This is a genomic window from Bradyrhizobium sp. WSM4874 (assembly GCF_055811835.1).
Genome location: NZ_JBVVPR010000018.1, coordinates 1 through 20,579, shown reverse-complemented (window position 1 = coordinate 20,579; position 20,579 = coordinate 1). Strand labels below are relative to the sequence as shown.

Below are 20,579 nucleotides of genomic sequence, written 5' to 3'. Positions count from 1 at the left end.
GACCGCCCTACCCCTTCGGCGCCTGCTTCTCCGACGCCGTCGCCGGCTTGCCCTTGGCGCCGGCGCCGGTCACGCGGACCTGGTCGCCGTCGGAGAGGCCGTCCGGTGGTGCGGTGATGACGCGGTCGTCGGGCGCGATACCCGAGGCGAGCTCGATCTCCTTGCCAAGATCGCGCGCGATGGTCACCGGCTTGAACAGCACCTTGTCGTCCGCACCGACGGTCGCAACGCGCAGGCCGCTGCCGTTGAAGATCAGCGCGCTGGCGGGAATGCTGAGCGGCGCGGTGTCGCGCTGCAGGCTGAGCTTCACGCTGGCGTAGCCGCCGGGCATCAGCTCACCTGCGGAATTGTCGAGACCAAGTTGCATGCGCGTCGTGCCGGAGGCGACATCAACCGCCTGCGAGGAAGCCTCCACCGTCGCCTGGAAAGTCCGGTTCGGATACTCCGGCAGCACGATGGCGGCCTTGGCGCCGATCTTGATCGCGGGCACGTAGTTCTGGGGAACGTTGATGTAGACGCGCAGCTTGGTGATGTCGGAGACCACGAACATCGCCGGGCCCGAGCCCCCGCCCGAATTGATCAGCGCACCGACGTCGGTGTCGCGCGCCGTGACCACACCGTCGAACGGAGCGGTGATCTTCTTGTAACCGGCCAGCGCTTCAAGGCGCTCGACATTGGCCTGGCCCGAGCGAACCGCCGCGTTCTTGTTGGAGAGATCGGCGGTACGCTCGTCGATCTCCTGCGCGGAGACGAAGTTGGAGGCAACCAGCGTCTTGCGGCGGTTGAGGGTGGCTTCCGACAGCCTGGCACTGGACTGCTGGCTAGCGAGGTCGGCGCGGGCCTGAAGCAGTTGCTGGTCGAGGTCGGGCGCCTCGATCTCGGCGATCACCTGACCGGCCTTCACCCGTGCACCGATGTCGGCGCTCCAGCTTTTGAGATAGCCGGGAACGCGGGCAAAGATCGGCGCGCGATAATAGGCTTCGAGGCGGCCCGGTAAATCGATGGTGGAATTGAGGGCCTTGGCGTTGGGCAGCGTCACCGCGACGCTGGGAACAGCCTGGTCATCGGTCCATGCCTTCAGTCTGGAGCCCTGCTCCTCGCGGGCGCGGATGCCGGTGCCCACGACCAAGCCTGCCGCGATCAGCGCCACCACGCCGAAAATGCCCAGTTTCCGGTGCGACACCGGGGAGCGGGGTTCAGTGGGCGACATGCGGAGACTCCGATGAGGCGGCGGCTTTGGCGCCTTGCTTCTTGTGGACCATGCTGAACACCACGGGAACAAACATCAACGTGGCGAAAGTTGCAAAGATCAGGCCGCCGATCACGGCGCGGCCGAGCGGCGCATTCTGCTCGCCGCCCTCGCCGAGTCCGAGGGCCATGGGCGCCATGCCGATGATCATGGCGAGCGCGGTCATCAGCACCGGGCGGAACCGGACGAAGCCGGCCTCGAGCGCCGCGGCGATGGGATCGCCGAGCTCTTCGTAGCGCTCGCGGGCGAACGAGATCACGAGCACGCTGTTGGCGGTGGCAACGCCCATGCACATGATGGCGCCGGTCAGCGCCGGGACCGACAGCGTCGTCTCGGTGGCGAACAACATCCAGACGATGCCGGCGAGTGCGGCGGGCAGCGCCGTGATGATCACGAAGGGATCGGACCAGGACTGGAAGTTCACGACGATCAGGAAATAGATCAGGACGACCGCCCCGAGCAGGCCGAACAACAGGCCGGTGAAGGCGCTGTTCATGGTCTGCACCTGGCCAAGCAGCACCACGGAAGAGCCTTTCGGCACCTCCTTGGCGGTGTCGGCAATCACCTGGCGGATGTCGGTCGCGACCGCACCGAGATCGCGGCCCGAGGTCGTGGCGAAGATCTGCACCATCGACTGGATGTCGTATTGCGAGACCACCGCGCTCGAGGTCGAGCGCCTGATGTCGGCGATGCCGCCGAGGATCGGCGACTGCGAATTGCCGGCGGCCGTGATCGGCAGCGTCTGAAGCGCGCTGAGCGAATCCATCTGGTATTGCGGCGTCTGCATCACGATCGAATAGGACACGCCGTTATCCGGATTGAGGTAGTAGGTCGGCGCCACCTGCGAGGAGCCGGCAAGGTTAACCACGAGACTGTTGGTGACGTCGCGCTCGGTCAGGCCGACATATTGCGCGCGGGTGCGGTCGACATCGATGTTGAAGGTCGGATTGTTCGGCGACTGCTGGATGCGCGCATCCGCGACGCCGGGAATCCTGCGGACCTTGGCCAGCAGATTGTTGGCATAAGCGAAGTTGGCGCTGAGATTGGCACCGCGGATCTGCAGGTCGATCGGCGCCGGCGCGCCGAAGTTCAGGATCTGGCTGACGATGTCGGCCGGCAGGAAGGCGAAGCTGACGCCGGGGAACAGCCGCGGAAGTTGCTCACGCAGCACGCGCACATGCTCATCGGTCGGCTTGTGGCCTTCCTTCAGCTTGATCTGGATGTCGCCATCCTGCGGGCCGATCACGCCGGTGTTGTTGTAGGTCATGTTGATGCCGGAGATCGGCATGCCGATGTTGTCGGTCAGCGTTTCGATCTCGCCCGGGATCAGCTTGCGGATCGCCTTCTGCACGTCGGCGAGCTGGTTCGCGGTCTCCTCGACGCGGGTGCCGACCTGGGTGCGGACATGCATCAGGATGTTGCCGGCATCGACCGCCGGGAAGAAGTTGCGTCCGAGGAACGGCACCAGCGCGAAGGACGCGCCGACCACGCAGAGGAAGCCGATCACGAACAGTGGACGGTGCGCAAGCGCGAGCCCGAGGAAATTGTGATAGCCGCCGCGAATGCGCTCGAAGCGAGCCTCGAAGCCGCGCTGGAACCACACCAGGGGATTGCGCGACTTCGGCGGGCCGTCCTCGTGATGGACATGTGCCTGCAACAAATAGTTCGCCATGGTCGGCACCAGCGTACGCGACAGCAGGAACGACCAGATCATCGCGAACATCACCGCTTCCGCCATCGGCACGAACAGGAAGCGCGCCACGCCGGTGAGGAAGAACATCGGTACGAACACGATGCAAATGCAGAGCAGCGAAACAAAAGCCGGCGTCACGATCTGGTTGGCGCCGTCGAGGATCGACTGCTCGACCGGCTTGCCCTGTTCCAGATGGTAGTTGATGTTTTCGATCGTGACGGTGGCGTCGTCGACGAGAATGCCGACCGCGAGCGCGAGGCCGCCGAGTGTCATGATGTTGAGCGTCTCGCCGATCGCCGACAGCATGATGATGGCGCCGAGCACGGAGAGCGGGATCGAGACCGCGATGATGACGGTCGAGCGCCAGCTGCCGAGGAACAGCAGGATCATGATGCTGGTGAGCAGCGCCGCGATCACGCCTTCGACCGCGACGCCTTCGATGGCGCCGCGGACGAACACCGACTGATCGCCGATGAAGCCGATCTTGAGCGCGTCCGGAAGCTGGTCCTTGACGTCGATCACCTTCTGCTTGATGCCCGCGATGATGTCGAGCGTCGAGGTCGCGCCCGCCTTCAGCACCATCATCAGCACCGAGCGGTTGCCGTCGACATGGACGATGTTGGTCTGCGGCGGGTTGCCGTCCCTGACGGTCGCGACGTCGCGCACATAGACCATCGCGCCGTTGACGGTCTTGATCGGGAGATTGCCGAGCTCCTCGAGCTTCAGCGGCGAGTTGTTGAGCTGAATGATGTATTCGAACTGCCCGATCTTCTGGGTGCCGACAGGCGTGATCAGGTTCTGGGCCGCAAGCGCATTGGCGACGTCCTGGCCGGACAGGCCCCGGGCCTGGAGCGCGGTGGGGTCGAGGTCGATCTGGACCTGGCGCTGCTTGCCGCCGAACGGATAGGGGATAGCTGCGCCAGGCACGGTGACCAGCGGCGTACGGAGCTGGTTGATGCCGATATCGGCGAGGTTCTGCTCTGTCAGCCCGTCACCCGACAGCGCCACCTGGACGATCGGCACGGTGGAGGCGGAGTAGTTCAGGATCAGGGGCGGCGTCGCGCCCGGCGGCATCTGCTTGATCAGCGTCTGCGAGATCGCGGTGACCTGCGCATTGGCGGTGCGGATGTCGACGTTCGGCTGGAAGAATATCTTGATAATGCCAAAGCCGTTATAGGAATTGGCGGTGATGTGCTCGATGTCGTTGACCGTCGTCGTCAGCGCGCGCTGGAACGGCGTGGTGATGCGGCCCGACATCTGGTCGGGCGGCAGGCCGGTGTATTGCCAGACCACGCCGATCACGGGGATGCGGATGTCCGGGAAGATGTCGGTCGGCGTCCGCAGCGCCGCCAGCGGTCCGATGATCAGAAGCAGGAGCGCGAGCACGACAAACGTGTAGGGCCGGCTCAGGGCAATACGGACCAGAGCAATCATTCGTTGGGCAATTCCAGATCAGGGACAGGAAACACCGCCCCCGCGGGTTCCTCGGCTGATTTACCTGAAGACCGCCCAAATGGCCAACGACGCCGCGTCACGTGCGGTAACTTCCCTGCTATCGCACTGCGAAATCGCATTCCAGATATGCAGCTCATGCCCGAAAGATGACAGAAGCCGCTGTCCCCCGCGTAAAAAAAGCGGCGCCCGAAGGACGCCGCTTTCAGGAATTTCGTGCCCGCCGGCCTAAGCGGCGCGGACGTTGGTCAGGAACTTGCTGACCTCGGTCTTGAGCCGGCCGGAGTCGTTGGACAGCATCTGCGCCGCCGACAGCACCTGTGAGGAAGCCGTGCCGGTCTCGGTTGCGCCGCGCTGCACGTCGGTGATGTTGGATGAGACCTGCTGGGTGCCCTGCGCCGCCTGCTGGACGTTGCGGGCGATCTCCTGGGTCGCCGCGCCCTGCTCTTCCACGGCCGCCGCGATCGCTGACGAGATCTCCGACAGACGCTCGATGGTCGACGAGATCTCCTTGATGGCGCCGACCGAGTCATTGGTCGCCGCCTGGATGCCGGAGATCTGCTGGCCGATCTCACCGGTGGCCTTCGCGGTCTGCTCGGCGAGCGCCTTCACCTCGGAGGCCACCACTGCAAAGCCGCGGCCGGCTTCGCCGGCACGTGCGGCTTCGATGGTCGCGTTCAGCGCCAGCAGGTTGGTCTGGCCGGCGATGGTGTTGATGAGCTCGACGACGTCGCCGATGCGCGAGGCCGCCTTCGAGAGCTCGCTGACGCGTTCGGTGGTGGAGCGCGCCTGGCCGACGGCATCGCCCGCCATCCGCGCCGATTCCTGCACCTGGCGGCTGATCTCGCTCACCGATGAAGCCATCTCCTCGGTCGCCGAGGCCACCGACTGCACGTTGGTCGAGGCTTCCTCCGACGCTCCGGCAACCGTGGTCGCCAACCGCTGGGAGCGGTCGGCGGTCGAGGTCAGCGTCGAGGCGGAGGCCTCTAACTGGGTCGAGGCCGACGATACGGTCTGGACGATCTCGCCGATCATGGTTTCGAATTCGCGGGTGATGTTGTCGACGCGACGACCGCGCTCGATCTTGGCTTCCGCGTCGGCGGCGGCAGCCTCGTCGGCGGCCTTCTTGGCGATCAGCGCTTCCTTGAAGATCTGGAGCACGTCGGCCATGGCGCCGATTTCGGTCTTCTCGCCGCGATGAGGGACTTCGGCGGAAAGGTCGCCCTTGCCCAGCGCCTGCATCGGCTCGGTAATCGAGTTGATGCCGTTCGAGACGTCCTGGACGAGGTAGAAGCCAACGCCAATCCCGATGATGACGGCCGCGCCGAGAATGATCGAGACCAGCATGAAGGCATAATTGTAGCTATCTGCAGCGTCCTGAGCCGCCTGGTCTCCACCCTTGGTGTTCAGCTCGATGTCCTTCCTCAGGACCTCGTCGGCCTGAAGCCCGATCTTGTTGACCGTCTTCGTGTTCAGCTCATGCGCTTCGTGCGGGACCTTGCCCGCGTCCTTGCGCGACAGCGCCATGACCTCCTGGGTGCCCTTCTTGTACTCCTCCCAGAGCTTCGACCATTCTCCGTAGAGCGCCCGTTCTTCAGGCGAGGTGATCATGCCTTCATAAGTTTTGCGAAACTTCATGTTGGCCTCGATCACGGTCGCGAGCGTCTTTTCCATCGCGAGCTTCTCGTCCAGCGTTTCCGATAGCATATGCTCTCGGATGACGTTGCGGTAAGTGATCACGCCGGCACGCAGGTCGCCGAGCACGCGCACGCTGGGCATCCAGCTCGTGGTGATGTCGACGGTGTTGGCATTCATCGACCGCATCTTCATGACGGCGAGCAGACCCATGCCGGCCATCGCGACCAGCAGGAACGCCACGACACTGATGATCTTGGCGCGAATGGAAATGGTGGCGAGCATATGGAGTCTCTTGTGCTGGCGCGGCGGCGCGTCCGGAAATTTTACGAATCAACCTAAGGGAGCAGCACCGACATCCAACACGAAAGCACCTGAGCAGATGTTAACGACGACTCCGTACGAGTACGAAGCCCGAAACAAATGAACAGGGCGCTAAAAATGCCCTGCGCTCAGCGCATGAGCCCAAGCGCGTCGGAGAAAAACTCCGCGCCGCCGAAGTTTCCGGATTTCAAGGCGAGCAACATGTCGCTTTTTTCAGCACCGACCGCGCGCAGCACCGGAACGCCCGCCGCGATCTCCGCTCCCACGAGAAAGCCGGGAATCCTCAACCGATCGACCACGGCGCCGGATGTCTCTCCGCCGGCAACGACCAGGCGCTTGACGCCGGCTTGCACCAGACCCTCGGCGATGTCGGCCATCGCCTGCTCGATGGCATGACCGGCCGCGTCGCGACCATGGCGCGCCTGGAGCGCGGCGACCTCATCGGGCGTCGAGCTCGATGCGATCAGAACCGGACCGTCCGCCAGTCGCGGCTTCGCCCAGGCCAGCGCGCGCTGCGCCTCGTCCTCGCCCGTAGTTATACGGTCCGGATCGAGATGCAGCACCGGCATGACACGCTCCGCATTGGCAATCTGCTGAAGCGTCGCCTGCGAGCAGCTTCCGGCAAGGCACGCCGCCGGTCCTCCGATCGCTGCCCCCGCCTCGCTGCTCGCCGCGGTCGATGTGACCTTGCCTGTCGAGACCAGCGCCCGCGCCAGCCCAAGACCCATGCCGGAGGCGCCGACCGACACCCCATGCTGGACAGCCACGAGGCCGATGGTCTCAAGGTCGCGGTCGAACACGGCGTCGATGATCGCCGCGCCAACGGCCTTGCCGGCGAGTTCGGCCAGCCGCGCCCGCACGGCATCCGCGCCGCGCGTGACGGTGGCGAGGTCGACGAGGCCGATTTGCGTCCTGCTCTGGCGCGCCAGCACGCGCACCAGGTTGGAATCGTGCATCGGGTTGAGCGGATGGTCCTTCAGCGGGCTCTCATTCAGCGGCACGGCGCCGACGAACAGATTGCCCTGGTAGACGGTGCGGCCGGTCTCCGGAAAGGCCGGCGTCACCAGCACGGTCGCCTCGCCGCAATCGGCGCGCAGCGCGTCCATCACCGGGCCGATGTTGCCGGCATCGGTGGAATCGAAGGTCGAGCAGATCTTGAAGAGTACGTGGCTCGCACCGCGGCCGCGCAGCCATGTCTCGGCCGCGCGCGAGCGCGACACGGCAAGGCCGGCCTCGATCGAACGGCTCTTCAGCGACACCACGACGGCGTCGACCTCGGGCAGCGCAAGATCGTCCGCGGGCACGCCGATGGTCTGCACGGTGCGCAGGCCGGCGCGCGTCAGCGTGTTGGCGAGGTCGGAGGCGCCGGTGTAGTCGTCGGCAATGCAGCCAAGAGATATTTTCGCTGCAAATGTCACGGCTTCACTCCCGCATAAGGCCTGAACCAGGCAAGGCCGTCGGTGGTCTTGCCGCGCGGATTATATTCGCAGCCGACGAAGCCGGCATAGCCGAGCCGGTCGAGTTCGTCGAACAGGAACGGATAGTTCAGCTCCTCGCCGTCAGGCTCGTTGCGCGAGGGGATGCTGGCGATCTGGATGTGGCCGATGAGCGGCATCATCTCGCGCAGCCGCATCGTGACGTCGCCATGGATGATCTGGCAGTGATAGATGTCGAACTGGAGCTTGAGGTTCGGAAGCCGCAGCTCCTGGATCAGGTCGCGCGCGAATCCGAAATCGTTGAGGAAATAACCGGGCACGTTGCGCGCATTGATCGGCTCGAGCACGATGTCGATGCCGTGCGGCGCAAAGAACTCGGCGGCCCACGCCACTGATTTGTAGAACGCCTCGATGGCGACGCGCTCGCCGCGGTTGGCGATGCCCGCCATCAAATGCAGCCGCTTGACGCCGGTCGCCTTGGCGTAGGGCAGCGCCGTCTCCAGGCTCGCCTTCAGCTCGGGGAATCGCGACGGGAGTGCCGCAAAGCCCTTCTCGCCGGCATTCCAGTCGCCCGGCGGCAGATTGAACAGCGCCTGGGTCAAGCCGTTGCGCTTGAGCCGCTCGCCGACCGCCTCGGCCGGATGCTCATAGGGAAAGAGGAACTCGACGGCGGTGAAGCCGGCCGCCGCTGCGGCGTCGAAGCGGTCGAGGAACGGCACCTCGGTGAACATCATCGAGAGATTGGCGGCAAAACGGGGCATGGGAATCCTCTTGTCTATTTGTCGCCGGGCAGCTTGACGCCCGTGACCTGCGCATACATTCGTGCCACCGAGGCGTCGTCGTCGCGGCCCATACCGGCGGCTGACGTCATCAAGAACATCTGGAGCGCTGCGGCGGAGACCGGGACCGGGAATCTGGCACTGCGCGCCATGTCCTGGATGATGCCGAGATCCTTGACGAAGATCTCGACCGCACTGCGCGGCGTGTAATCGCCGTCGAGCACGTGCGGCATGCGGTTCTCGAACATCCAGGAGTTTCCGGCGGACGCCGTGATCACCTCATAGACCTTGCGGATGTCGAGACCCTGCTTGGCCGCAAACGCGATCGCCTCGCTGGCCGCGGCGATATGCACGCCGGCGAGCAACTGATTGATCATCTTGAAGGCGGCGCCCTGGCCTGCGGCATCGCCGAGCTCGTAGAGCTTTGCGGCCATGGCATCGAGCGCGGGCCGCGCTTTCTCAAACGCAGCCGGACTGCCGGAGGCGAGGATCGTCAGCTCGCCCTGCGCTGCGCGCTGCGCCCCGCCGGAGATCGGCGCATCCAGATAGTGCCGGCCGGTCGCCTCCAACTGCTTGGCGAGACGCCGCGCCACGTCGGGATCCATGGTTGCCGACGACAGGAAGACGCTGTCCTTGGCCATGGTTTCGGCGACGCCATCCTTGCCGAACAGGATCGTCTCGGTCTGCGCGGCATTGACGACGACGCTGACGACGATGTCGGCGCCCTTGGCGGCTTCAGCCGGCGTCTTGGCGCCCGCGCCGCCCTCCGTCACGAAACGCGCGACCGCATCAGCCGAGACGTCGCAGCCGGTGACGACATGACCGGCGCGCTTCAGCGAGGTCGCCATGCCAAACCCCATCGAGCCGAGCCCGATGACGGCGATGCGCTGATTCTGTGACGTGGAGGCGGACATACAACTGATCCTTGCGACGTTTCCCGGAGGGCCGCCCTTTGCGGCAGCTTGGCAACCGAATAACACGGCTTGGCCGCGCTGCCAAAGCGTGAGACAAACGGACATGACGGCCATGAGCAACGAGACGCGGCTGCGCGAAGACATTTGCCGCTTCGGACGGTCCCTGTTCGAGCGTGGGCTGACGCCCGGCTCCTCCGGCAATATCAGCGTCAGGCTGGACGGTGGCGGCTGGCTGGTGACGCCGACCAATGCCTCGCTCGGCTTTCTCGATCCCGCAAAACTGTCGCGGCTGGACGATCAGGGCCGATTGGTTTCGGGCGATGCGCCGACCAAGGAAGTTCCGCTGCACACCGCGCTCTACGCCACGCGCGGGAGCGCAAGGGCGATCGTGCATCTGCATTCCACCCATTCGGTCGCGCTGTCGATGCTCCCGGAGATCGACCCGCGCGCCGCGCTGCCGCCGATGACGGCCTATTATCTGATGAAATGCGGCGCCACCGCGCTCGTGCCTTATTACCGCCCCGGCGATCCCGCGGTCCCCGATGCGATCAAGGGGCTGGCGGGGAAATATTCATCGGTGCTGCTCGCCAATCACGGTCCGGTCGTTGCCGGCGATACGCTGGAAGCCGCGGTGTTCGCGACCGAGGAGCTGGAGGAGACGGCGAAGCTGTACCTGCTGCTGCGCGGGATGAACCCGCGGTATTTGTCTCCGGAGCAGGTGACGGATCTGGTGAAGGTGTTCGGGGTATCGCTGCCGGAGCATGGGCACTAACCACACGTACCGCCGTCATCCTGAGGTGCGAGTGGCGCGATGCGAAGCATCGTGCCGGGAGCCTCGAAGGATGGGCTACAGGCGCTTGCGGCTCATCCTTCGAGGCGCGCGAAGGGCGCGCACCTCAGGATGACGGTAGAGATTGCTGCGGCAGTCTAGTTACAGCCCCAGATACGCCTTGCGCACGTCCGGATTGCCCTTGATCTCGCTTGCTGCGCCCTGCATCAGCACGCGGCCGGTTTGCAGGATGTAGGCGCGGTCGGCGATTTCCAGGCACTCCGCCATGCGCTGCTCGACAATCAAGACTGTCATGCCGGCATCGCGGATGCGCTTGACGGCCTGGAAGATCTCGTCGACCAGCTTCGGCATGATGCCCTGCGAGGGCTCGTCCAGCATCAATAGCCGCGGGCGCGTCATCAGTGCGCGGCCGATCGCGAGCATCTGCTGCTCGCCGCCGGAGAGCGTCTCGGCGCGCTGGTCAAGGCGTTCCGAGAGACGCGGAAACAGCTGGAACACGAGATCGAGCGGACTCTCGCGGTCGGCCTCGCCGCGGTAGAGATAGCTGCCGAGGCGCAGGTTGTCGCGCACGGAGAGGCGCGGAAACAGGCGGCGGTTCTCCGGCACATAGGCGATGCCCGTGGCGGTGATATGATGCTGCGCCATGCCGTCGAGGCGCTTGCCGTCGAACGTCACCGTGCCCGAACGCGGTCGCTCGGCGCCGGCGATGGATTTTAGCAGCGTCGACTTGCCCGCGCCGTTGGCGCCGGCGACGCAGACGATCTCGCCCTTGGCGACCTCGATGCTGACCGCGGAGATCGCGACCAGACCCTGATAGGCGGTCGTGACTTCACGCACCGACAGCATGACGATCTCCCAGATATGCGCTGATCACCTTGGGATCGCGGACGATTTCAGTGGGCTTGCCCTCGACCAGCACCTTGCCGAGGTCAAGCACGATGGCGCGATCGACCAGCGGCATCACGATCTCCATGACGTGCTCGACCATCAGCACGGTGATGCCGGCATCACGCACCTTGCGCACCAGCGCCACACCGGTCTGCGCCTCTGTCGGCGTAAGACCAGTGAGGACTTCGTCGAGCAGCAGCAGCTTTGGTTCGGTCGCAAGCGCGCGCGCGACTTCGAGGCGGCGCTTTTCGGCCGGCACGAGGTCGCTCGCGAGCACGTTGGCCCGCGCGGCAAGGCCGGTGAATTCCAGCACCTCATGCGCCTTGCGGCGGGCCTCGCGCATCACGGTGTTGCGCACGAGCGCACCGACGATGACGTTGTCGATGACAGTCATGGTCTCGAAGCTCTTGACGACCTGGAAGGTGCGACCGACGCCGCGCTGGCAGCGCTCGGCGGCCGGCATGCTGGTGACATCCTCGCCGTCGAACCAGATCGAGCCTTGCGTCGGCGGCAGCACGCCGGCGATGAGATTGAACAGCGTCGACTTGCCGGCGCCGTTCGGGCCGATCAGGCCGACGATCTCGCCGCGGCCGACCGAGATCGAGACGTCGCTGTTGGCGACGAGGCCGCCGAACCGCTGCCAGACGCCGCGGGTTTCAAGCAGCGGGGTCATCGCGTCGCTCCCTTCCGCTTCGCACGAGAGAACAGGCTCACCAGACCCTGCGGCAGGGCGAGCGAAATCAGCACGATCAGCGTGCCGTAGACGATCAGGTCGACGCCGCGGCCGGAGCCGCCGATATAGGAGCGCGTCAGCTCCGTCATCGGGATCAGGATGGCCGCCCCCAACACGGGCCCCCAGAGAGTGCCGATGCCGCCGAGCACGGCCGGCAACGCCATCAGCAGCGAGAACTGGAAGCCCATGACGCTTTCAGGATCGATATAGGCAAGAAACTGCGCATAGAAGGCGCCGCCGATGGCAACGAGGAAAGCGGAGACGGCAGCCGCGCCCATCTTGGAGTTGAACACGACGACGCCGAGGCTCTCGGCCGCTTCCGGATTGTCCTTCACCGCGCGCCACCAGAAGCCCCATTTGGAGTCCTCCAGCCACCAGGTGACGAACCAGGCGAGGCTACACAGCACCAGCGCGAAATAGAAGTATGGCAGCTTGCTGCGCATGAACTGGAATTTCAGCCAGCTGTCGCCGCGCACCGGAATGGTGATTCCCATCGCGGCCCCCGCCCATTCCCAGTTCTGGAACAGCAGCAGCCCGATCTCGGCGATCACGATGGTCGCGATCACGAAGTAATGGCCGCGCAAGCGGAAGAAGGGATAGCCGAGCCCCATCGCGATCGCGGCCGCGACTGCGCCGCCGGCGAGCATGCCGAACCATGGCAGCACGCCGAACTTGGTGAACAGGAGCTCGGTGGTGTAGGCGCCGATGCCGAAATAGAGCGCATGTCCCAGCGAGATCTGCCCGCAATAGCCGGAGAGAATATTCCAGCTCTGCGACAGCGCCGCATACATCAAGGTCAGGATCAGGATATTCTGGACGTAGACGTCCTTGATGAACAGGGGAGCGAGCGCCGCCAGGGCGGTCAGCACCGCGGCGATGATGAGGTCGCGGCGGCGCCGCGTGGCGAAATCCTTGTCCATCACATCGATCCGAACAGGCCGCGCGGCCGGATGAAGACGACCAGCAGGTAGACAGCGTAAATGCCGACCGATTTCAGCGACGGCGGCAGCACCAGCGCGGTCGTGGCCTCGACGAGGCCGACGATGATCCCGCCGGCGAAAGCGCCGAACACGCTGCCGAAGCCGCCGAGCGCGACCGTGACGTAGGCGATCAGCGCAAAGGATGCGCCGACGTCAGGATAGATATAGAAGAAGCTCGCCATGATCGCTCCGGCAAGGCCGACCAGCGCGGCACCAAGCCCCCAGCCGAGCGCGAACACGCGATTCTTGTCGATGCCGACGAGGGCCACCGCGCCGGGATCTTCACGGGTGGCCTCCAGCGCGCGACCGAAATCGGTGCGATGGATGAAGAAGTAGAGGCCGGCAAACGCCAGGATCGAAACCAGCGCACCCATGAGCTGCGGCTCGGGCAGGAAGACCCCGGCGATCGAGATCGTCTTGCCGCCAAGCCAGGACTGCGGAACGCTGCGATAGTCGGGCGTGAAGAAGAACTGGGCGAGGCCGCGCATCACGATGGCGAGGCCGAAGGTGGAGAAGATCTGCACCATGCCGGCATTGGCCTTGGCCCGCATGGCGAAGCGTACGATCAACAAATAGACCACCGCTCCGAATACGAACAGCGCGGCGGCCACCAGCGGCGCCGACAGCAAGGGGTCGATGGCGAAGAACGTGAACAGGAAGAAGCTCACATACATCGCGATCATCAGGAACTCGCCATGGGCGAAGTTCACGACGTCCATCAGGCCGAAGATCAGCGCGAGGCCGACGGCGATCAGTCCGTAGAGCAGACCCATGAGAAGGCCGCTCGCGAGACTTTGGATAATGGTTTGGGCTGTCACCGGTGGTCCCCTGCTCGAAATATCATCGTCTGCTCCGTCATTGCGAGCGAAGCGAAGCAATCCAGAATCTCGTCGCGGAGACAGTCTGGATTGCTTCGTCGCTTCGCTCCTCGCAATGACGAGGCTCTTGCGACGATCTCGATTTGCTTCCCTGCTCCCGCTCGCCGTGTCTTACTTCATCGGCCAGATCGCCTCGGCGATTGCGGCCTGCGGCGGGAAGATGGTGACGAACTTGCCGCCGACATATTGCAGGAGCACCGGGTCAGCGTCGTTGTTTTGACCCATCTCGTCGAACTTGACGCGTTTCCAGGGCATGATGGTCTGCTCGCCCGGGATGTCGGTGGCGGCCAGCGCGTCGCGGATCTTCTCGCCGTCGGTCGACTTGGCGCGGCTGATGGCGTCGGCGAGGATGATCAGGCCCATGAACTGACGCGAGGTGAGATCGTTGAAATCCTTGCCCGACCGCGTCTTGAACATATCGTTGATCTTGCCGACCATCGGGCGCTTCTGCGCGAGATCGAGCGAGAAGGTGCCGCGCGAGATCACGCCTTCGAGCTTGTCGCCGACGGCGTCGTAGAGCGCCTTCTCGGAGAAGCCGGCGTCCTGCGCCACGATCGCGTTCGGCTTGTAACCGAGCTCGCCCATGGTCTTCACCAGCAGGATGCCATCGGTGGTGTAGCTCGAGGGCATCAGCACGTCGGCGTTCGCGCTCTTGAGCTGCTGCACCTCGGCCGAGAGCGAGGGCGAGTTGGCGCGATACTTGATGTCGGAAACGATCTTGTAACCGCGCTCGCCGGCGATCTTGGCCTGGGCGTTGCCGGAATCGGTGCCGAAGATGGTGTCCTCGTGGAACAGCGACAGCGTCTCGATCTTGGTGCCCTTCTTCTTCAAGGCATCGAAGAAGTCGAACATCGCGGCCGAGTACATCTCGTCGTGCGGCGAGGCGCGGAAGTAATATTTCAGGCCGCGGCGATGCAGGCTCGGCGAGGAGTTGTCGGCGGAGACGAACGGGATCTGGTAGCGCTCGCAGATCTGGCTGACGGTGACGGCGACTGCGCTCTGATAGGTGCCGATGATGGCGGAGACCTTCTCCTGCGTGATCAGGCGTTCGGCCTCGGCGCGGCCCTTCTGCGGATCGGCCTGGTGGTCGGCGAAAACGAGCCGGACCTTGGCGCCGCCGAGACCCGGCAGGCCCGCGCCCTTCGCCAGCGGCAGGTCGAAATCGGTGTCCTTGTTGATGACCTCGAGCGCGGTCTCATACGCCTTCTGCGCGTCGACGCCCTGCTGCGCGCTGCCGCCGGAGAACGGATAGATCACGCCGATCACGACTTCCGAAGTCTGAGCGCGCGCTGCCAGCGGCACTAGCGCGGCCGTAGCGGTGGCTCCCAACAATACGTCGCGGCGAGTGATCGTCATGGCAAAGTCCTCTTGTTACTGAATTTCGGCTGATCGAATGAAGCGATTGGTGGATGCGGTAAAGCCCGAAGAAGCAGCAAACGCTGCCCACTAAATCACGGCCATGGTCCTGTTCTTGAGATCCGTCACCAGCATCAGGCCGGGCGAATGCGTGATCGCGAACGGCAGCCTGGCGGCGTTGATGACCGATTGCGGTGTCACGCCGCAGGCCCAGAACACCGGAATCTCGTCGTCGGCGACCGGCACCGGATCGCCATAATCGGGCTTGGCGATGTCCTTGATGCCGATCAGATGCGGATGGCCGAGATGCACGGGCGCGCCATGCACAGCCGGATAGCGCGAGGTGATCTGCACCGCGCGGATCGCATCCGCCGGTTTGAACGGACGCATCGACACCACCATGGGACCGGCGAAGGGACCGGATTCGCCGCAGGCGATGTTGGTGCGATACATCGGCACGCGCACATTGTGCTCGATGTGGCGGATCGGCATGCCCTCGTCGAGCAGCGCCTCTTCAAACGAGAACGAGCAGCCGAGCACGAAGGTCACGAGATCGTCGCGCCAGTACTGGGTGACGTCGGTCGGCTCGTCCACCACCTCGCCGTCGCGCCAGACGCGATAACGCGGCACGTCGGTGCGGATGTCGAGATCGGCGCCCAGCGCCGGGATGTGCGGACTGCCGACGTCGGACATGCCGATGATCGGGCACGGCTTCGGATTGAGCTGGCAGAAGCGGTGAAAGGCGCCGGCATATTCGGCCGGCAGGATCGCCAGATTGCCCTGGACGAAGCCGGGGGCGACGCCGGCGGTGGAGGCGACCAGCCCCTCGCGGTACGCAAGCCTTGCCTTGCGGCTGGGGAGCGTGTCGGGCGTTTCAGTTTGCTGCACTGCCACCAAAACAGTCATGGGATGGACCTGCCTATAAACTCGACAAAGACAAGCCAACACCACGCGTGCTATAAAGTCTAATCTTCCTTTCTAATCAATATCGATAAATTTCATTTATCGGATGGGAAAATCCTTCCAATGCTGGACTTCAGATCGATCGAGACGTTTCTTTGGGTTGTGAAGCTCGGCAGCTTTCGCGGGGCCGCAGCACGCCTCAACACGACCCAGCCGGCGATCTCCCAGCGCATCGCCCAGCTCGAGCGCGAGATGGGTGTGAAGCTCCTGAATCGCGACCATCGCGTGGCCTCGCCGACGCCGAGCGGCCGGCAGATGATGGTCTACGCGGAGAAGCTGATCGGCCTGCGGGCGGCGATGATCGCCGAGATCGGCGACCGCTCGGCGATGCGCGGTGTGATGCGGCTCGGCGTCGCCGAAACCATCGTGCACACCTGGCTGCCGCGGCTGGTGAAGAGCATGAACGAGGTCTACCCGAACCTGTCGCTGGAGATCGAGGTCGACATCACGCCGAACCTGACCGCGCGCCTGCTCGCCCAGGAGATCGAGCTGGCGTTCGTGGTCGGGCCGCTGTCGGCCTCCGGCGTCCACAACCGCGTGCTCGCCGATTATCCGATCGGCTTTCTGGCAAGTCCTTCGCTCGGGCTCGGCAAGGGTCCAGTGACGCCGGCGGATCTCGCGCGCTTTCCGATCATCACCTTCCCGCGCAAGACCAAGCCTTACGAGGTCGTGCGCGAAGTGTTCGATCGGCCGGAGCTGCCGCCGATCCGGCTGCACGCCTCCGCCTCGCTTGCGACCGTCATCCACATGGCGGTGGAGGGCCTCGGCATCGCCGTGATCCCCGACGCCATAGTCGAGAGCGAGCTCGCAGACGGGCGGTTGCAACTGCTCGACACCGATCTCAAAATCGCGCCGCTGACATTCACCGCGAGCTGGCTCGCCTCGCCCGATGTCGTGGCGGTGGAACGGGTCGCCGAGCTTGCATGTCAGATCGCGCAGAGCAGCCTCGCAGTTGACGCGCCCGCGCCGGCGCGTCATTGAAACAGGCGCCGGATTTTCTTTCGTCGTTCGGGGCGCTCGAAGAGCGAACCCGGAATGACAGCTAAGATGGACTGACCGCATGAGCCGAGCCGCCACAAATTTGCAAATCGATTCCGCCCGCCTCTGGGGCTCCATCCACGAGACCGCGCAGTTCGGCGCGACGGCCAAGGGCGGCGTGCGGCGGCTGACGCTGAGCGCAGAGGACAAGCTGGTGCGCGACTGGTTCCGCAAGGCATGCGAGAACGCGGGCTTAGAGGTGCACACCGATGCGCTCGGCTCGCAGTTCGGCCTGCGCAAGGGACGCGACATGTCGAAGCTGCCCGTCGGCATCGGCTCGCATCTCGACACGCAGCCCACCGGCGGCAAGTATGACGGCATTCTGGGAACGCTCGGTGCGCTCGAAGTGATCCGCACGCTGAACGATGCCGGGATCGAAACCGAGGCTCCGATCTGCGTCGTCAACTGGACCAACGAAGAGGGCTCGCGCTTCGCTCCCGCGATGATGGCCTCCGCCGCCTATGTCGGCGACTTCACCACCGACGACATCCTGTCGCGCAAGGACGTCGAAGGCGTCACCGTCGGCCAGGCGCTCGACGGCATCGGCTATCGCGGTGACAAGCCGGTCGGCTTCCAGAAGCTCGGCTGTTTCGTCGAGCTGCACATCGAGCAGGGTCCGATCCTGGAAGCCGAAGGCAAGACCATCGGCGTGGTCGATTCCGGCCAGGGCGTGCTCTGGTACGACGGCAAGATTTCCGGCTTCGAGAGCCATGCCGGATCGACGCCGATGCCGCTGCGGCGCGATGCGTTGGCGACGCTGTCCGAGATCGTGCTGGCGATGGAGACCATTGCGAGGAAGCACGGGCCGAAGGCAGTCGGCACCATCGGCGAGGCCGTGATCGCAAACCCCTCCCGCAACGTCATTCCCGGCGAGATCGCCTTCACGATGGATTGCCGCAGTGCGGATGGCGCGATCATGGATGCGCTCGATCGCGATCTGCGCAGCGCGATTGCCGAGATCGCCGCACGCCGCAAGGTCGAGGTGAAGATCGACCTGGTCTGGCGCAAGCCGCCGACGCATTTCGATCCCAAGTTGATTGCAGCCGTCGAGAACGCGGCGAAGACGCTCGGCTATTCCTCTCGCCGCATCACCTCCGGCGCCGGCCACGACGCCTGCAACCTCAACACAATCATGCCGGCCGCAATGGTGTTCGTGCCCTGCAAGGACGGCATCAGCCATAACGAGCTGGAGGACGCCACGCAGCCCGATTGCGCCGCGGGCACCAACGTCCTCATGCACACTGTGCTGGCGATCGCCGGCGTCGCATCCTGACCGGAGAGAGCCATGCGCGGAGTTTTCGTCGACGCCAATGAAGCCTTGGCCGTAATCATGGAGCGGCTGGAGCAGCCCGGCGATCCCAAGGTGCGGATCCACAGGGATCCCGACATCAAGCCCGAGCAATATCCTGAAATCCTCGACGGCGCCGAAATCGCGATCGTCGACCACACCGCGCTGCCGACCGATGTCGCGAAGAAGTGCGCGGGGCTGAAGCACGTCGTGTTCCTCGGCACCGGCGCGCGCAGCTACATGAACCCGGAAGAGCTCGCCGAGCTCGGCATCTCCGTGCACCTGATCAAGGGCTATGGCGACACGGCGGTGGCGGAATGCGCGATCGCGCTGATGTGGGCTTCGGCCCGCGTCATCGCGATGATGGACCGCGAGATGCGCGGCGGAAACTGGTTGCGCGAAGACGGCATGCAGCTCACCGGCAAGACGCTCGGCCTGATCGGCTTCGGCGGCATTGCCGGGGAAGTCGCGCGCATTGCCTCGGGCAGCGGCATGAAGGTGATCGCCTGGAACCGCTCGCCGAAGAGCTATCCGGGCGTGGAATTCCTCGATCTCGATTCGGTGTTGGCGAGAGCAAACGTCGTATCGCTGCATCTGCTGCTCAACGATGAGACGCGCGGCATGATCACCCGCGAGATGATCGCGAAGATGAAGCCGGGCGTCATCCTCATCAACACCGCCCGCGCCGCCGTCATCGACGAGGCCGCCATGATCGACGCGCTGAAGTCGGGCCACATCCGCCATGCCGGCCTCGACGTCTTCAATATCGAGCCATTGCCCGGCGATCATCCGCTGACAAAACTGCCGAACGTGACGTTGTCGGCGCATTCGGCGTTCCGGACCCCGGAGGCGAGCGAAAACCTGATTGGCGCGGCGTGGGAGCACTGCCGCCGGATCGTGAAGGGATAAGAGCAACACCAATGGCCGATTACCGCACCATCAAGGCACAGCCGCTCATCGAAGCCATCAGTGCCATCGTCAAGGCCGGCGGCTCCACGGACCGCGAGGCCGAGCTCGTGTCCACCAACCTGGTCGAGGCAAACCTCAAGGGGCACGACTCCCACGGCGTCGGCATGATCCCGCGCTATGTCCAAAGCGTCACCACGGGCGGTCTCGCCGTGAACCAGCACGTCAAGATCGTGCTCGACACCGGTCCGCTTCTCACGCTCGACGGCCTCACTGGCTATGGCCAAGTCATCGGCCATGAAGCGATGGAGCTGGCGGCCGAGCGCGCCAAGCGCAACGGCGTGTGTCTCGTCGGCCTCTCCAACTCGCACCACATCGGGCGCATCGGCCACTGGGCCGAGCAGTGCATCGACCACGGACTGGTCTCGATTCACTTCGTCAACGTGATCTCGCGTCCCATCGTGGCGCCGTGGGGCGGCAGCGATGGGCGTCACGGCACCAACCCGTTCTGCGTCGGCATCCCGCGCGCGGGCAAAGACCCCATCGTGCTCGACTTCGCCACCAGCAGGATCGCGCAGGGCAAGACCCGCGTCGCCCACAACAAGGGCGTCGAGCTCGAGCCCGGCACCATCATCGACAACGAGGGCAAGCCGACCACCAACCCGCGGTACACCGTGATCCCGCCGCACGGCGCCATCCTGCCGTTCGGCGAGCACAAGGGTTCGGGGCTCGCGCTGGTGTGCGAAATCCTCGGCGGCGCACTCTCCGGCGGGCAAGTGGTCAAGGGCCCATCCGATGGCAAGTACAACGTCCTCAACGGCATGCTCTCGATCATCATAGATCCGACCAAACTCGGCACCGCGGAGAATCTCGCGCGCGAAGTCGAGAGCTTCGTCGCATGGCACACCGGCTCACCTCCGGCCCCCGGTGTCGACAAGGTGAAGATCGCGGGTGAGCCCGAACGCGAGACGAAGAAGAAGCGGCTCGCGGAAGGCATCCCGGTCGATCCGACCACATGGCGGGATATTTTGCTGGCTGGGAAAACGTTCGGGCTCGACGAGGCGGCGATCGAGAAGATCGCGGGCTGATTGGAGTCATAGACTCAGATTGGTCGTCCCGGCGAAAGCCGGGACCCATAACCACAAAAAGCAGTTTGGCGAAGGCTCGGAGTTACCAGCTTCACTCCACAGCCACTCCTGGGGTTATGGGTCCCGGCCTTCGCCGGGACGACCCGTGGTTGGTAACTCGGCTCAATCCACCATCTCCGCAACCGCCTT

17 protein-coding genes are annotated in these 20,579 nt (G+C 64.7%); 5 read left to right on the top strand and 12 right to left on the bottom strand.

The window, feature by feature from the left end; all coding sequences use genetic code 11:
- Positions 1-7 precede the first annotated feature (7 nt).
- The 6 genes from AC0L3P_RS19555 to ltnD all read right to left on the bottom strand — a co-directional run bounded on the left by AC0L3P_RS19555 (position 8) and on the right by ltnD (position 9,482).
- Positions 8-1,210, bottom strand: a complete 1,203-nt coding sequence (locus tag AC0L3P_RS19555; RefSeq protein ID WP_354056421.1) for an efflux RND transporter periplasmic adaptor subunit — start codon at positions 1,208-1,210, stop codon at positions 8-10.
- Entirely contained in the window at positions 1,197-4,376 is a 3,180-nt protein-coding gene (locus AC0L3P_RS19550) for an efflux RND transporter permease subunit (RefSeq protein WP_354207036.1), read from the bottom strand. Before AC0L3P_RS19550 ends, AC0L3P_RS19555 begins: the two co-directional genes overlap by 14 nt.
- A gap of 246 nt (positions 4,377-4,622) precedes the next feature.
- Positions 4,623-6,314 carry a methyl-accepting chemotaxis protein gene (locus tag AC0L3P_RS19545; RefSeq protein ID WP_275170543.1) on the bottom strand — a complete coding sequence of 564 codons (1,692 nt, stop codon included), beginning with the start codon at positions 6,312-6,314 and terminating at the stop codon, positions 4,623-4,625.
- A 167-nt stretch (positions 6,315-6,481) separates the two neighbouring features.
- The gene (gene otnK / locus AC0L3P_RS19540; RefSeq protein WP_473304103.1) at positions 6,482-7,771 is read right to left on the bottom strand and encodes a 3-oxo-tetronate kinase; all 1,290 of its coding nucleotides are present in this window, start codon (positions 7,769-7,771) and stop codon (positions 6,482-6,484) included.
- Positions 7,768-8,550 carry a 2-oxo-tetronate isomerase gene (otnI, locus tag AC0L3P_RS19535; protein ID WP_275170541.1) on the bottom strand — a complete coding sequence of 261 codons (783 nt, stop codon included), beginning with the start codon at positions 8,548-8,550 and terminating at the stop codon, positions 7,768-7,770. The genes otnK and otnI overlap by 4 nt, the downstream gene beginning before the upstream one ends.
- Positions 8,551-8,564: 14 nt before the next feature.
- Positions 8,565-9,482 carry an L-threonate dehydrogenase gene (ltnD, locus tag AC0L3P_RS19530; protein ID WP_007593728.1) on the bottom strand — a complete coding sequence of 306 codons (918 nt, stop codon included), beginning with the start codon at positions 9,480-9,482 and terminating at the stop codon, positions 8,565-8,567.
- A 103-nt stretch (positions 9,483-9,585) separates the two neighbouring features.
- Between ltnD and otnC the strand changes: the two genes are divergently transcribed.
- On the top strand, positions 9,586-10,254 hold the full coding sequence (gene otnC, locus AC0L3P_RS19525; protein WP_473304099.1) for a 3-oxo-tetronate 4-phosphate decarboxylase: 669 nt from the start codon (positions 9,586-9,588) through the stop codon (positions 10,252-10,254).
- Between the two features lie 159 nt (positions 10,255-10,413).
- On the opposite strand, the gene AC0L3P_RS19520 is transcribed toward otnC, so the two are convergent.
- From AC0L3P_RS19520 to AC0L3P_RS19495, 6 genes are all read right to left on the bottom strand, one after another.
- On the bottom strand, positions 10,414-11,118 hold the full coding sequence (locus AC0L3P_RS19520; RefSeq protein ID WP_473304097.1) for an ABC transporter ATP-binding protein: 705 nt from the start codon (positions 11,116-11,118) through the stop codon (positions 10,414-10,416).
- Positions 11,102-11,833 carry an ABC transporter ATP-binding protein gene (locus AC0L3P_RS19515; protein WP_007593737.1) on the bottom strand — a complete coding sequence of 244 codons (732 nt, stop codon included), beginning with the start codon at positions 11,831-11,833 and terminating at the stop codon, positions 11,102-11,104. Before AC0L3P_RS19515 ends, AC0L3P_RS19520 begins: the two co-directional genes overlap by 17 nt.
- Positions 11,830-12,813 (bottom strand): branched-chain amino acid ABC transporter permease, encoded by a 984-nt coding sequence (locus tag AC0L3P_RS19510; RefSeq protein ID WP_275170537.1) that lies wholly within the window; start codon positions 12,811-12,813, stop codon positions 11,830-11,832. The genes AC0L3P_RS19515 and AC0L3P_RS19510 overlap by 4 nt, the downstream gene beginning before the upstream one ends.
- A complete protein-coding gene (locus AC0L3P_RS19505) occupies positions 12,813-13,691 on the bottom strand; it encodes a branched-chain amino acid ABC transporter permease (RefSeq protein ID WP_026233279.1) in 879 nt (292 codons plus the stop codon). The genes AC0L3P_RS19510 and AC0L3P_RS19505 overlap by 1 nt, the downstream gene beginning before the upstream one ends.
- Positions 13,692-13,862: 171 nt before the next feature.
- Entirely contained in the window at positions 13,863-15,107 is a 1,245-nt protein-coding gene (locus AC0L3P_RS19500; RefSeq protein ID WP_473304094.1) for an ABC transporter substrate-binding protein, read from the bottom strand.
- Between the two features lie 90 nt (positions 15,108-15,197).
- Complete coding sequence (locus AC0L3P_RS19495; RefSeq protein WP_473304091.1) at positions 15,198-16,013, bottom strand: putative hydro-lyase; 816 nt, start codon at positions 16,011-16,013, stop codon at positions 15,198-15,200.
- Positions 16,014-16,133: 120 nt separating this feature from the next.
- On the opposite strand from AC0L3P_RS19495, the gene AC0L3P_RS19490 reads away from it, so the two are divergent.
- The 4 genes from AC0L3P_RS19490 to AC0L3P_RS19475 all read left to right on the top strand — a co-directional run bounded on the left by AC0L3P_RS19490 (position 16,134) and on the right by AC0L3P_RS19475 (position 20,390).
- On the top strand, positions 16,134-17,051 hold the full coding sequence (locus AC0L3P_RS19490) for a LysR family transcriptional regulator (RefSeq protein WP_275170535.1): 918 nt from the start codon (positions 16,134-16,136) through the stop codon (positions 17,049-17,051).
- Between the two features lie 79 nt (positions 17,052-17,130).
- Positions 17,131-18,381: an allantoate amidohydrolase gene (locus AC0L3P_RS19485; RefSeq protein WP_473304089.1), complete on the top strand. Its 1,251-nt coding sequence runs from the start codon at positions 17,131-17,133 to the stop codon at positions 18,379-18,381.
- Positions 18,382-18,393: 12 nt separating this feature from the next.
- Entirely contained in the window at positions 18,394-19,305 is a 912-nt protein-coding gene (locus tag AC0L3P_RS19480; protein WP_473304087.1) for an NAD(P)-dependent oxidoreductase, read from the top strand.
- Positions 19,306-19,316: 11 nt separating this feature from the next.
- On the top strand, positions 19,317-20,390 hold the full coding sequence (locus AC0L3P_RS19475) for a malate/lactate/ureidoglycolate dehydrogenase (protein WP_473304085.1): 1,074 nt from the start codon (positions 19,317-19,319) through the stop codon (positions 20,388-20,390).
- Positions 20,391-20,579 lie beyond the last annotated feature (189 nt).